11 protein-coding genes are annotated in these 13258 nt (G+C 53.4%); all 11 read left to right on the top strand.

The genetic code is table 11. The features are described from left to right. The first annotated feature begins 55 nt into the window (after positions 1-55). The 11 genes from spoIIE (at position 56) to pabA (ending at position 13257) form a co-directional block, all read left to right on the top strand. Positions 56-2533 carry a stage II sporulation protein E gene (spoIIE, locus tag QSJ10_RS00350; RefSeq protein WP_049624446.1) on the top strand — a complete coding sequence of 826 codons (2478 nt, stop codon included), beginning with the start codon at positions 56-58 and terminating at the stop codon, positions 2531-2533. Between the two features lie 67 nt (positions 2534-2600). Further along, positions 2601-3341, top strand: coding sequence for a vWA domain-containing protein (locus tag QSJ10_RS00355; protein WP_033014190.1), 741 nt, complete (start codon positions 2601-2603; stop codon positions 3339-3341). Further along, entirely contained in the window at positions 3304-4287 is a 984-nt protein-coding gene (prkT, locus tag QSJ10_RS00360; RefSeq protein ID WP_033014215.1) for a serine/threonine protein kinase PrkT, read from the top strand. The genes QSJ10_RS00355 and prkT overlap by 38 nt, the downstream gene beginning before the upstream one ends. A gap of 90 nt (positions 4288-4377) precedes the next feature. Then, a complete protein-coding gene (tilS, locus tag QSJ10_RS00365) occupies positions 4378-5772 on the top strand; it encodes a tRNA lysidine(34) synthetase TilS (RefSeq protein ID WP_033008967.1) in 1395 nt (464 codons plus the stop codon). Positions 5773-5783: 11 nt separating this feature from the next. Further along, positions 5784-6329, top strand: a complete 546-nt coding sequence (gene hpt, locus QSJ10_RS00370; protein ID WP_012820458.1) for a hypoxanthine phosphoribosyltransferase — start codon at positions 5784-5786, stop codon at positions 6327-6329. A 94-nt stretch (positions 6330-6423) separates the two neighbouring features. Beyond that, positions 6424-8322, top strand: a complete 1899-nt coding sequence (ftsH, locus tag QSJ10_RS00375) for an ATP-dependent zinc metalloprotease FtsH (protein WP_053532831.1) — start codon at positions 6424-6426, stop codon at positions 8320-8322. A 131-nt stretch (positions 8323-8453) separates the two neighbouring features. Beyond that, on the top strand, positions 8454-9230 hold the full coding sequence (locus QSJ10_RS00380) for a type III pantothenate kinase (RefSeq protein WP_033009019.1): 777 nt from the start codon (positions 8454-8456) through the stop codon (positions 9228-9230). Positions 9231-9244: 14 nt separating this feature from the next. Beyond that, on the top strand, positions 9245-10123 hold the full coding sequence (hslO, locus tag QSJ10_RS00385; protein WP_033014188.1) for an Hsp33 family molecular chaperone HslO: 879 nt from the start codon (positions 9245-9247) through the stop codon (positions 10121-10123). An 86-nt stretch (positions 10124-10209) separates the two neighbouring features. Beyond that, on the top strand, positions 10210-11136 hold the full coding sequence (gene cysK, locus QSJ10_RS00390) for a cysteine synthase A (protein WP_033014187.1): 927 nt from the start codon (positions 10210-10212) through the stop codon (positions 11134-11136). A 118-nt stretch (positions 11137-11254) separates the two neighbouring features. Beyond that, the gene (gene pabB / locus QSJ10_RS00395; protein ID WP_033014186.1) at positions 11255-12676 is read left to right on the top strand and encodes an aminodeoxychorismate synthase, component I; all 1422 of its coding nucleotides are present in this window, start codon (positions 11255-11257) and stop codon (positions 12674-12676) included. 5 nt (positions 12677-12681) lie between these two features. After that, on the top strand, positions 12682-13257 hold the full coding sequence (pabA, locus tag QSJ10_RS00400) for an aminodeoxychorismate/anthranilate synthase component II (protein ID WP_033014185.1): 576 nt from the start codon (positions 12682-12684) through the stop codon (positions 13255-13257). Position 13258 lies beyond the last annotated feature (1 nt).

The following is a 13258-nucleotide window of genomic DNA, read 5'->3' on the forward strand; positions in this document are numbered from 1 at the left end:
GGCAATTTCAAATATATAATAGGGGGTAATAGAAAAGCAAAGGAGAGGATCGGGAATGGAAAGAGTAGAAAGAGGGACGTTGCGCCGTATTTCGGAAGTGCCGATTCATGACACGCAAGCGACCGTATCGCGTTGGATACGCCATGTGAAGCTGCGCCTTGGCCACTTGTTCGTCCATCAAGGATTTTTGCTTCTTCTCGTCGGCTTTTTGCTTGGACGAGCACTCATTTTGGCGAAGCTGACCCCGTTTGCGCTGCCGTTTTTCGTTTCCGTCTATATGTTGCGCCGTGACAAGGCGGCCTTTGCTTTGATTGCCCTAATGGCCGGCGCATTGACACTGTCGTTCGATGTTTTGCTGTTTGTCGGCGTTTCCATTTTCGGCTTTCTCTTTATTTACGGATGGGTGCGCAGGGTGATCAGCGAATCGTTAAAAATCGTCCCGTTCGTCGTCTTTGCGGTCTCATTGGCAGCGAAATGGCTGATCTCCTACTACTGGGTCGGGGAGCGGACGGTTTACGGGACGGCCATGGCGGTTGTCGAAGCCGGGCTTTCGCTTGTGCTTACACTGATTTTTATGCAAAGCATCCCTTTGCTGACGGTCCGGAAACACAAACATGCCTTGCGGGCTGAGGAAATCATTTCATTGATTATTTTGCTTGCCTCGATGTTGACAGGGATGATCGGTTGGTCGGCGTATGGCTTGTCGCTTGAGCATGTGATGTCGCGTTATCTCGTGCTGCTGTTCGCATTTGTCGCCGGGGCGGCGACCGGTTCGACTGTCGGAGTGGTCACCGGCCTCATTTTGAGCTTAGCGAACGTCGGCAACTTGTTGGAAATGAGCTTGCTTGCCTTCGCTGGGCTGCTCGGTGGGCTGCTTAAAGAAGGGCGAAAGCTTGGGGTCGCGTTCGGGCTTATCGTCGCGACGTTGTTAATGGGTTTATACGGGAATGGAAAGGCGGAGCTTGTGCCGACGTTGCTTGAATCAGGCATCGCCATTGTGCTGTTTTTGTTCACGGCCCACTCCTTGACAGAGAAAATCGCCAAATACATTCCGGGTACGGCCGAATATATCAATGAGCAGCAACAATACGTCCGCAAAATTCGCGACGTGACCGCCCAGCGCGTTTCACAGTTTTCGAACGTCTTCCAAGCATTGGCGGAAAGTTTTTCACCCGAACCATTGTCAGATGACAGTGAACATCAGGAGCGCGAAGAAGACTACTTTCTTGGCGATATTACGGGGCAAACGTGCCAAACGTGTTTCAAAAAGGCCCAGTGCTGGGTGACAAACTTTAGTACAACCTATGCGTATATGAAGCGAATGATGCATGAAGCCGAAGAAAAAACATTGGCGCACAACCATCAGCTGCTGCGCGAATGGGAGCGCCATTGCGTAAAAGCAGGCAAAGTCGTTGACGCGATGGAAAAGGAGATGGTCATTTATCAGGCGAATCGCAAACTCAAACAGCAAATTTATGAAAGCCGAAAACTCGTCGCCGAGCAGTTGCTGGGCATTTCCCAGGTGATGGACGATTTCGCCAAAGAAATGCAAAAGGAACAGGAAAACCATTATTTGCAGGAAGAGCAAATTTACCACGCTTTGCAAGAGTTTGGCATTGAAATCGGCCACGTCGATATTTACAGTTTGGAAAAGGGAAATATCGATATTGAAATGAGCATTCCGTATTGCGATGGGCGCGGCGAGTGCGAAAAACTGATCGCGCCGATGCTGTCGGACATTTTAGGGGAAACAATTGTTGTCAAGCGTGAAGAGTGCGCCGCTTACCCGAACGGCTACTGCCGTGTTGCCTTTGGTTCAACCAAAGCGTTTGTCGTGGAAACGGGAGTCGCGTTTGCGGCTAAAGGGGGCGAGCTCATTTCCGGCGACAGCTATGCGACGATTGAGCTTGGCACCGGCAAATATGCGGTTGCCGTCAGCGACGGCATGGGCAACGGCGAACGGGCGCACTACGAAAGCCGCGAGACGCTGCGCCTGCTGCAAAAAATTTTGCAGACAGGGATGGACGAATCGATTGCCATTAAATCGATCAATTCGATCCTGGCGCTGCGGACGACAGAGGACATGTATGCGACGCTCGATTTGGCCATCATCGACTTGCAAAACGCCGCGACAAAGTTTTTGAAAATCGGGTCGATGCCGAGTTTCATCAAGCGGGGCAACAAAGTGATCAAGGTAGAGGCGAGCAACTTGCCGATGGGGATCCTTAAAGAGGTCGAATTTGATGTCGTCAGCGAACAGTTAAAATCGGGCGACTTGCTCATCATGATGAGCGATGGGGTGTTTGAAGGGCCGATGAACGTAGAGAACCATGATGTATGGATGAAGCGAAAAATTCAAGAGTTAAAAACGAACGACCCGCAGGAAGTCGCTGATTTGATCATAGAAGAAGTGATCCGCCAATGCGGCGGGGAAATTGAAGACGATATGACGGTCGTTGTCGCGAAAGTGCGGCACAACACGCCAAAATGGGCGACGATTCCCGCGTATATGTATATGAAAAAGGCGCAGTAATGCGCGTATAAAAATGTTCCCTGGCGGCGATGATGGTAATACTTATTCGCCAAGGAGGGGAACGAACATGCGGAAAGGAACGTTGCGGCAAATTTTGTTGATTACGGACGGCTGCTCAAACCATGGCGAGGACCCGGCTGCGATGGCGGCATTGGCTCGCGAACAAGGCATTACAGTGAACGTAATCGGCGTGTTGGATCAAGACACGATTGACGAAAACGGACGGCGGGAAATTGAAGCGATCGCTGCCGCCGGCGGCGGCATGAGCCAAATCGTGTACGCGAAACAGCTGTCGCAGACGGTGCAAATGGTGACGCGCCAGGCGATGACGCAGACGCTGCAAGGGCTCGTCAATCGCGAGTTGAAACAAATCTTTGGTTCTGACGTTTCGCTTGAGGACTTGCCGCCGGACAAGCGCGGCCAAGTGATGGAAGTCGTCGATGAACTTGGGGAAACGGCCGCACTTGATGTGCTCATCTTAATCGATACGAGCGGAAGCATGAAGACGAAACTGCCGATGGTCAAAGAGGCGCTCCTTGACTTGTCGCTCAGTTTAAACGCTCGCATGGGCGAAAATCGCTTTTCTGTGTTTATTTTCCCGGGCAAACGGAATTACGCTGAGAAAATGATGGATTGGACGCCGAAAATTGAAGAGCTGTCCACCATCTTTCCAAAGCTTTCATCAGGCGGGCTGACGCCGACCGGACCGGCGTTGCGTGAAGCGATGGCCTATTTCGGCCGCAATCGGTCGCTAAGGAGTTGGATTCATGATGGCGATGAGCCATACATCGAAGGATCGTCTTGGTAATCTTCCGCCCGGCACGGTCATCACTGGCAAATGGCACGGCCATTCGTACCGGTTGCTGCGTCGGCTCGGCAGCGGGGCGAACGGCGTCGTCTATCTGGCGGAGAGCGGCCGCCGCCGCGTTGCGCTGAAACTGAGCGACGACTATGCGTCGCTAGCCTCGGAAATGAATATATTGCGCCGTTTTGCCAAGGTCCAGGGAGCCGCCCTCGGGCCTTCTTTGCTGGAAGCCGATGATTGGCAAAGCCCGTTTGCCCGGAGGGTGGTTCCGTTTTATGCCATGGAGTACATTGAAGGGGAGCAGTTCTCCGCTTTCGTCCGCCGGCGCGGAAAAGAATGGGCGCCGGTGCTGCTTATGCAGCTTTTGTCTGTGCTCGGACGGCTTCATGAAGAAGGATGGGTATTCGGTGATTTGAAGCCGGACAATTTGATCGTCACCGGGCCGCCGCCGTCCGTCCGACTGTTGGATGTCGGGGGGACGACGATGCAGGGGCGGGCGATCAAAGAGTTTACCGAGCTGTATGACCGCGGCTATTGGGGGCTCGGGTCGCGCAAAGCAGAGCCGTCGTACGATTTGTTTGCGGCGGCGATGGTGATGATTGCCGCCTGTTATCCGGGGCCGCTCGAGAAAAAAGGGAACGGGAGGGCGCAACTTTTGTCCATCATTGAAACGGATCGTTTTTTAGCCCAATATAAAGAAGTTTTGCAAAATGCGCTTGACGGCCGGTATGCGAAGGCCGAGGACATGCGCCGCGACTTATTAGCTGCCTCTTCCCGCCGCGTGGCGGCACACTATGAGGTCAAGACAGCAGCGGCCGCACCGAACCGCCGGTCGGGGCGGCGGGCCGCCAAGCGCCGCAAAACGGGCAGGGTTGCCGAAACGGTGCTGATCGCTGTTTTGCTGCTTGGCGCGTACGGTTTTTATATATACTGGCATCTGTCGATGTAACCTAGTAAAATAATAAAGAAACGGAAGTTTTGAGAAAATGGGGCGGTCGTGTTACGATGAAGCTAAAAGAGGGTAAAGAGGGTTTCGGCGATGATGGATAAAGTGCGCGCCTTTATTGACAGGCACGGACTGCTTTCAAAAGGGGCGACAGTCATTGTCGGCGTTTCCGGGGGCCCCGACTCGCTTGCTCTGCTGCACGTGTTTCTTTCGCTTCGCGATGAGTGGAAGCTTCGCCTTGTAGCGGCTCATGTCGACCATATGTTTCGCGGGCGGGAATCGGAAGAGGAGATGGAGTTTGTGAAACATTTTTGCGCCGAACACCGTATTTTATGTGAGACGGCGCAAATCGACGTTCCTGCTTTCCAGCGCCGCACGGGCCTTGGCGCCCAAGAGGCGGCGCGCAACTGTCGATACCGCTTTTTTGCCGAACTGGTGAAAAAACATCAAGCCCAGTATGTCGCTGTCGGCCATCACGGCGATGACCAAGTCGAGACGATTTTAATGCGGCTTGTGCGCGGCAGCACAGGAAAAGGATATGCCGGTATCCCCGTCAAGCGGCCGTTTCACGGCGGGTATCTCATCCGCCCGTTTTTAGCCGTCAGCCGGGCGGACATCGAGGAGTATTGCGAAAAGGCAGGGCTCGCCCCGCGCCGCGACCCAAGTAACGAAAAAGACGACTACACGCGCAACCGGTTCCGCCGCTATATTATTCCGTTGCTGAAACAGGAAAATCCGCGCTTGCATGAGCGATTTCAACAATATAGTGAAATGATGGCGGAAGATGAGCAGTTCTTGGAGGAATTGGCAATCGACGCGCTGAATAAAGTAATGGAAAAACAATATAATGAAGTTGTGTTGCATCTCCGCCCGTTTCTCGCATTGCCTCGGCCGTTGCAGCGTCGGGTGTTGCAGCTTTTGCTGCTTCGCCTTTACGACGCCGTTCCGGCGGCGTTGACTTTTGTACATATCGGTCATATACTGATGCTTTGCGAACGCGCCCGCCCTTCCGGACAAATTGATTTGCCAAAAGGGCTCAAAGCGATCCGCTCGTATGACCGCTGTTTGTTTACGTTTGGCGTCCAAAGCGGCGCTCCAAGCTATCAGCTTGACTTGCCGGTTCCAGCGCTATTGCCCCTCCCAACCGGTGGTGCAATCGTGAGTGAATTTAGGGAACACTATCCGAAGGGACGGCTGGGAAACGATTCGTTTGTGGTTGACCCCGATGCGGTGTCCCTTCCGCTTCGCGTGCGGACGCGCCGCGAGGGCGACCGAATGGTGCTGAAAGGGACGGGAGGCACGAAAAAAATTAAAGAGATTTTCATTGAAGCCAAAGTTCCGCGGACGGAAAGGGATGGCTGGCCGATCGTCGAAGATGCCGACGGCCGCATTCTCTGGGTGCCAGGGCTGAAAAAATCGGCTTTTGAAGCCGAAGACCGCGGGCAAGCCCGTTATATCCTGCTCCATTATGAGGCGATGAACAGCTAGGAGGAAAAAAGATGGGAATGAAAGACGATATTCAAAAAGTGTTGATCACTGAGGAGGAAATTCAGGCGAAAGTCAAAGAACTCGGCGGCTTGTTGACGAAAGAGTATGAGGGGCGTTTTCCGCTCGCCGTCGGCGTCCTCAAAGGGGCGATGCCGTTTATGGCCGATTTGCTCAAACATATCGATACATACTTGGAAATGGATTTTATGGATGTGTCAAGCTACGGCAATGCGACTGTTTCATCCGGTGAAGTGAAAATTGTCAAAGACTTAAATACATCGGTTGAGGGCCGCGACATTTTGATCATTGAAGACATTATCGACAGCGGATTGACGCTCAGTTATTTGGTGGATTTGTTCCGCTACCGGAAAGCGAATTCGATTAAAATCGTCACCCTCCTTGACAAGCCGTCGGGCCGGAAGGCGGATATTCAGGCTGATTACACTGGATTTACCGTCCCCGACGAATTCGTTGTCGGCTATGGCCTCGATTATGCTGAAAAATACCGCAACCTCCCGTTTATCGGCGTCTTAAAGCCAGAAGTGTACCAAAAGTGAAGCGATTGTCGTGCACCGGCCGAATTGTTTGTATTTAAGCAAATTTCTATGCTAGTATTGAGTATAGTGTGTTTCATATGGGAGGAGGCAAGAAATGAACCGGATTTTCCGCAACACCATCTTTTATTTGCTGATTTTCCTCGTCGTGATCGGCGTCGTCAGCTTTTTTAACGGCACGAACCAGCGAACTGAGCCGATGACGTACGATGCGTTTATCACTCATCTGGAAAACGGGGACGTTGAGTCGTTTTCCATTAAGCCGGAGCGCGGCGTATATGAAATCAAAGGCCAGTTGAAAACATATAGCGAAGGGCAGTACTTTTCCACCTACATCATGAACAGTGACAAAGTGCTTGACCGCATCGATGCGGCGGCGGCGCGGACGCGGGTGGAAGTTGTGCCTGCGGATGAAACGAGCGGATGGGTGACGTTTTTCACTTCCATCATCCCATTTGTTATTATTTTTATTTTGTTCTTCTTCCTTTTGAACCAGGCACAGGGCGGCGGCAGCCGGGTGATGAATTTCGGCAAAAGCCGGGCGCGGCTGTATACGGATGACAAGCGGAAGGTCCGTTTTCGCGATGTGGCTGGAGCGGACGAGGAAAAAGAAGAGCTCGTGGAAATTGTTGAGTTTTTGAAAGATCCGCGCAAATTCGCCGAACTCGGCGCCCGCATTCCAAAAGGGGTGTTGCTTGTCGGGCCGCCGGGGACCGGGAAAACGTTGTTGGCGCGCGCGGTTGCCGGGGAAGCGGGCGTGCCGTTTTTCTCGATCAGCGGGTCGGATTTCGTAGAAATGTTCGTTGGGGTTGGCGCTTCGCGCGTGCGCGACTTGTTTGAAACAGCGAAAAAGAACGCACCGTGCATCATTTTCATCGACGAGATTGACGCCGTCGGCCGCCAGCGCGGCGCCGGCCTTGGCGGCGGCCACGATGAGAGGGAGCAGACGCTCAACCAGCTGCTTGTGGAAATGGACGGTTTTAACGGCAATGAAGGCATCATTATTATTGCGGCAACAAACCGGCCGGACATTTTAGACCCGGCGCTGTTGCGCCCGGGCCGCTTCGACCGGCAGATTACCGTCGACCGGCCGGATGTGAAAGGGCGCGAAGCGGTGTTGCGCGTGCATGCCCGCAACAAGCCGCTCGATGAGTCGGTTGATTTGAAGGCGATCGCCATGCGCACGCCGGGATTTTCCGGCGCCGATTTGGAAAACTTGTTGAACGAAGCGGCGCTCGTTGCAGCGCGCCGCAACAAAAAGAAAATCGACATGAGCGACATCGACGAGGCGACCGACCGCGTCATTGCCGGACCGGCGAAAAAAAGCCGCGTCATTTCGGAAAAAGAGCGGCGGATCGTCGCGTTTCACGAAGCTGGGCATACGGTCATCGGCATGGTGCTTGCCGACGCGGAAATGGTGCATAAAGTGACGATCGTTCCGCGCGGCCAAGCCGGAGGCTATGCGGTCATGCTGCCGAAAGAAGACCGGTACTTTATGACGAAAGCCGAATTAATGGATAAAATCACCGGCCTGCTCGGCGGGCGCGTCGCCGAGGAAATCGTGTTCAACGAAGTGAGCACGGGGGCCCACAACGATTTTCAGCGGGCGACAAACATCGCGCGCCGGATGGTGACGGAGTTCGGCATGAGCGAAAAGCTTGGTCCGCTGCAATTCGGCCAACCGAGCGGGCAAGTGTTTTTAGGACGCGACTTGCATAATGAGCAAAATTACAGCGATAAAATTGCTTACGAAATTGACTTGGAAATCCAGCGCATCATTAAAGAGTGCTACGAAAAGGCGAAGCAGATTTTAACGCAGCACCGTGACAAACTGGATCTAATCGCCACAACGCTGTTGGAAGTCGAAACGCTTGATGCGGAACAAATTAAACATTTATTTGAGCACGGCACGCTGCCGCCCGACCGCAAAGGCCGCGATGAAGCAGGCAAGGGCGACATCGACGTGAAAATCAATATTCAAAAGAAAGAGGAGTAATCGATGTCTCTATTCAGAGGCATCTTTTTTTTAGCCGCGGCCCCGTAGGTTGGCGCTGTTTTTTCCGCGGGAAAATCAAGTATGATATGATAGAGAAAGGAACTTATTGAAGAAAAGTGGGGAATGAGGCCATGATTTTTGTGTTGGACGTCGGCAACACCAATACCGTGTTGGGGGTTTATGACGGCGATGAATTAAAACACCATTGGCGCATCGAGACGAGCCGGGCGAAAACGGAAGACGAGTATGGCATGACCATCAAGGCGCTCTTGAGCCATGTCGGCTTGCAGTTTTCCGACATCCGCGGCATCATCATTTCTTCGGTTGTGCCGCCGATTATGTTTGCCCTTGAACGCATGTGCTTAAAATATTTCCACGTAAAGCCGCTCGTTGTCGGACCGGGCATTAAAACCGGGCTGGACATTAAATACGATAATCCGCGCGAAGTGGGCGCCGACCGGATCGTCAATGCGGTCGCGGGCATCCATTTGTACGGCAGCCCGCTCATTATTGTCGATTTTGGCACGGCGACCACGTATTGTTATATTAACGAACATAAACAATATATGGGAGGGGCTATTGCCCCGGGAATTATGATTTCGACGGAGGCGCTGTTTGCGCGGGCAGCAAAATTGCCGCGCATTGAAATCGCCCGTCCGGACGATATCATCGGCAAAAATACAGTCAGCGCCATGCAGGCCGGCATTTTATACGGATATGTTGGACAAGTGGAAGGCATCGTGTCGCGCATGAAGGCGAAAAGCAAAGTTCCGCCGAAAGTCATCGCCACTGGCGGCCTTGCGCCTCTCATTGCCGGCGAATCGGACGTGATCGATGTCGTGGATCCGTTTTTGACGCTGACAGGCTTAAAATTGTTGTACGAGAAAAACACCGAGAAAAAAGGATGAAGGGTTTGGTGAAGATGGGAGATTACTTAGTCAAAGCGCTCGCCTATGACGGACAGGTGAGGGCGTATGCGGCAAGGACGACGGAGACGGTGGCGGAAGCGCAGCGCCGCCATCAAACGTGGCCGACCGCCTCGGCGGCGCTCGGACGGGCGCTGACGGCCGGCGTTATGATGGGAGCAATGTTAAAAGGGGATGAAACGTTGACCATCAAAATTGATGGCGGCGGGCCGATCGGCACGATTTTAATCGACAGCAATGCCAAAGGGGAAGTGCGCGGCTATGTGACCAATCCGCACGTGCATTTCGAGCTGAATGAACACGGGAAACTCGATGTCGCGCGGGCGGTCGGCAAAAACGGGATGCTGACGGTCGTCAAAGACCTCGGGCTGCGCGACTTTTTCACCGGTCAAGTGCCGATCATCTCGGGGGAGCTCGGTGAGGATTTCACTTATTATTTCGCTTCTTCCGAGCAAATCCCGTCGTCCGTCGGCGTCGGCGTGCTCGTCAACCCCGATTACACGATCCGGGCCGCGGGAGGGTTTATCATTCAATTGATGCCTGGAACGGAAGAACAAACGATCAGCCGCATTGAGGAGCGGTTGAAACAAATTCCGCCTGTGTCGCGCATGATTGAAAACGGCCTAACACCGGAGCAAATATTGGAACAATTAGGCGGCGGCGTCCGGGTGTTGGAGACGATGCCGGTGTCATTTGTCTGCCGCTGTTCGCGCGAGCGGATCGCGGATGCGCTCATCAGCCTGGGGCCAGGGGAGATTCAAGATATCATCGACAAGGAAGGGCAGGCGGAAGCGTCGTGCCATTTTTGCAATGAAACATACCATTTTGCGAAAGAAGAGCTCGAACAGCTGAAGCAACTTGCCGAAAAACGGTGAAAACGCGAAAATGATTGACAATTTCACTAATAGCTGATACATTGGAGATAAATTCGATAAAATTAATCGGGATTAGGGGTGGAACCATGGCACGCACAGTCAATTCTGTAACGGAACTGATCGGCGATACACCAGCCGTGAAACTAAATCGTATCGTCGATGAGGACAGCGCTGATGTTTATGTAAAATTGGAGTTCATGAACCCGGGCAGCAGCGTCAAAGACCGGATTGCATTGGCGATGATTGAGGCGGCGGAAAAAGAAGGAAAACTGAAGCCAGGCGATACGATCGTCGAACCGACAAGCGGCAACACCGGAATCGGGCTGGCAATGGTCGCGGCGGCGAAAGGATACAAAGCAGTGTTGGTCATGCCGGATACGATGAGCTTAGAGCGCCGCAACCTGTTGCGGGCGTATGGAGCTGAGCTGGTGCTCACGCCGGGCGCTCAAGGAATGCGTGGTGCGATCGAAAAAGCGGAAGAGCTCGCTCGCGAGCATGGCTATTTTATGCCGCAGCAATTCAAAAACGAAGCCAACCCGGAAATTCATCGTTTGACAACGGGCAAAGAAATCGTCGAACAAATGGGCGACCAGCTTGATGCGTTTGTGGCCGGCATCGGGACGGGCGGAACGATCACAGGCGCCGGCAAAGTGTTGCGTGAAGCGTATCCAAACATTAAAATTTATGCGGTTGAGCCGGCTGATTCGCCGGTCTTGTCGGGCGGCAAACCGGGCCCGCATAAAATTCAAGGAATCGGAGCCGGATTTATCCCAGATATTTTGGATACAAGCATTTACGATGAAGTCATTACCGTCACAACCGACGAAGCGTTTGCGGCTGCCCGCCGCGCCGCCCGCGAAGAAGGCATCCTTGGCGGCATTTCGTCCGGCGCTGCCATTCATGCGGCGTTGAAGGTGGCGAAAGAGCTCGGCAAAGGAAAAAAAGTGCTTGCCATCATCCCGAGTAATGGGGAGCGCTATTTGAGCACGCCGCTTTACCAATTCGAAGACTAAGCAGCTTTACTTTCGGCAGGGGTGACCCTGTCGAACTTTTTTATGTTTATGGGTGATATGAGCGCCGACTCATTGTACAATAAGGATAATGATGAGCGTCGTAAAGGGGTTGGCTGTGATGAAACAAAGACGAAGGCGGCTGAAGCGGACCATTCATTACAGCGGGCGGGATTGGTTTTATCAGTATGAGCAACTGGCATACGGCCGGCGGCACCACGTGTTGCTGGAGAGCGGACAAGGGGGAAGATACAGCATCATCGGCCTCAATCCGAGCGGGATCATTCGTGCCGCCGGGCATCAGCTGTCCATTATCTATCGTGGAAAAGAAACGGTGCTGAACGGGCCACCGCTCGAGTTGCTGCAGCAATGGTTTTCACAACGTGTGGCGCCGGGGGAGGGGGAGCCGCTCCCGTGCCAAGGCGGGTTGGTCGGCTATATCAGCTATGACGCCGCTCGTTATATCGAACGGCTTCCATCGCTGGCTGTAGATGATTTGCAGCTGCCGTCTATGCAGTTTTTTGTATTTGACGATGTGGCGATTTACGATCATCAAACCGATCGCCTTCATTTGCTCGCTTATGCAGATGAAGGGGAAGAAGGAGAAGCGGAGCGGCGGTTGGAGATGTATGAACGGCTGTGGCTTGAAGAGCGAAGCAGCCCGCCGGTTTGGCCGCCCGTTGTCTCATCGGCTTGTCCATCGGTTTCCATGACAAAGGAGCAGTTTATGGAAGCGGTCCGCCGCGTTCAACATTATATTGCAGCGGGCGATGTGTTCCAAGTTAATTTGTCGGTGCGCCAGTCCCGTCCGCTGTTGACCCACCCGTTCGCTGTGTACAAACAACTGCGGACCATTAACCCGTCGCCGTACATGGCGTATGTGCATACCCCTGAATGTCAAATTGTCAGCGGTTCGCCGGAGCTGCTCGTCCGCAAGCAGGGAGAACGGCTGGAAACACGCCCGATAGCCGGAACCCGCTCGCGCGGACGCACGGAAGCGGAAGACGGGCAAATCGCCCGCCAACTGCTAGCCAGCGAAAAAGAGCGGGCCGAGCACGCCATGCTCGTTGATCTTGAGCGGAATGACCTTGGGCGTGTCTGTGTCTATGGGACGGTGCGTGTCGATGAGTGGATGACGGTGGAAAAGTATTCGCATGTGATGCATATTGTTTCCCACGTATCCGGCATCATGGCTCCGGAACATGATGCGTTTTCTGTTATTCGTGCGATGTTTCCCGGCGGAACGATCACCGGCGCTCCGAAAGTGCGGACGATGGAAATCATCGAAGAATTGGAGCCGGTTCGCCGCGGTTTGTACACCGGTTCGATCGGCTGGATCGATTTTCAAGGGAATATGGAGCTAAACATCGCCATCCGCACGATGGTTGTGAAAAACGGGCTGGCCCATGTGCAAGCAGGCGCAGGCATTGTCATCGATTCCAACCCGGAGCACGAGTACAAAGAATGTTTGAAAAAAGCCGCTGCCCTCTGGAAAGCGAAAGAGCTGAGCGAAGCAGAGACTTTATTTCAGAGCATGAGGTGAGAAGGATGATCGTCATGATCGATAACTATGATTCGTTTACGTACAATTTGGTGCAATATTTAGGGGTTTTAGGCGAAGAGCTGTTCGTAAAGCGGAACGACGAAATTACGGTGGACGAGATTGAGCAGCTTCATCCCGATTTTATCATGATTTCCCCCGGCCCATGTACACCGAATGAGGCGGGAATCAGCTTGGCCGTTATCGATCGCTTCGCCGGCCGCATCCCGATTTTTGGCGTCTGCCTCGGCCATCAGGCGATCGCCCAGGCGTTTGGCGGCCGCGTCATCCGTGCCCCAAGGCTGATGCACGGGAAAACGTCGTCCGTTTACCATGACGGGGAAACGATTTTCCGCGGCGTGCCAAGCCCGTTTACAGCGACGCGCTACCATTCCCTTATCGTTGAGAAAGAGACGCTTCCAGACTGTTTCATCGTGTCGGCTTGGACGGACGAAGACGAAGTGATGGCCATTCGCCATAAAACATTGCCAATCGAAGGAGTGCAGTTCCACCCGGAGTCGATTATGACCAGCCATGGGATGCAGCTGCTGAAAAATTTTATTGATACGTACAAAAAGGCGTGAT

The organism is Geobacillus stearothermophilus ATCC 12980, from assembly GCF_030369615.1.
Taxonomy (GTDB): domain Bacteria; phylum Bacillota; class Bacilli; order Bacillales; family Anoxybacillaceae; genus Geobacillus; species Geobacillus stearothermophilus.

Bases quoted from the DNA above. Each gene is read 5' to 3' on its own strand.
- spoIIE (WP_049624446.1), top strand. From the start codon at position 56: ATGGAAAGAGTAGAAAGAGGGACGTTGCGCCGTATTTCGGAAGTGCCG.
- pabA (WP_033014185.1), top strand. From the start codon at position 12,682: ATGATCGTCATGATCGATAACTATGATTCGTTTACGTACAATTTGGTG.
- hpt (WP_012820458.1), top strand. From the start codon at position 5,784: ATGGGAATGAAAGACGATATTCAAAAAGTGTTGATCACTGAGGAGGAA.
- tilS (WP_033008967.1), top strand. From the start codon at position 4,378: ATGATGGATAAAGTGCGCGCCTTTATTGACAGGCACGGACTGCTTTCA.
- hslO (WP_033014188.1), top strand. From the start codon at position 9,245: ATGGGAGATTACTTAGTCAAAGCGCTCGCCTATGACGGACAGGTGAGG.
- cysK (WP_033014187.1), top strand. From the start codon at position 10,210: ATGGCACGCACAGTCAATTCTGTAACGGAACTGATCGGCGATACACCA.
- ftsH (WP_053532831.1), top strand. From the start codon at position 6,424: ATGAACCGGATTTTCCGCAACACCATCTTTTATTTGCTGATTTTCCTC.
- pabB (WP_033014186.1), top strand. From the start codon at position 11,255: ATGAAACAAAGACGAAGGCGGCTGAAGCGGACCATTCATTACAGCGGG.
- prkT (WP_033014215.1), top strand. From the start codon at position 3,304: ATGGCGATGAGCCATACATCGAAGGATCGTCTTGGTAATCTTCCGCCC.
- QSJ10_RS00380 (WP_033009019.1), top strand. From the start codon at position 8,454: ATGATTTTTGTGTTGGACGTCGGCAACACCAATACCGTGTTGGGGGTT.
- QSJ10_RS00355 (WP_033014190.1), top strand. From the start codon at position 2,601: ATGCGGAAAGGAACGTTGCGGCAAATTTTGTTGATTACGGACGGCTGC.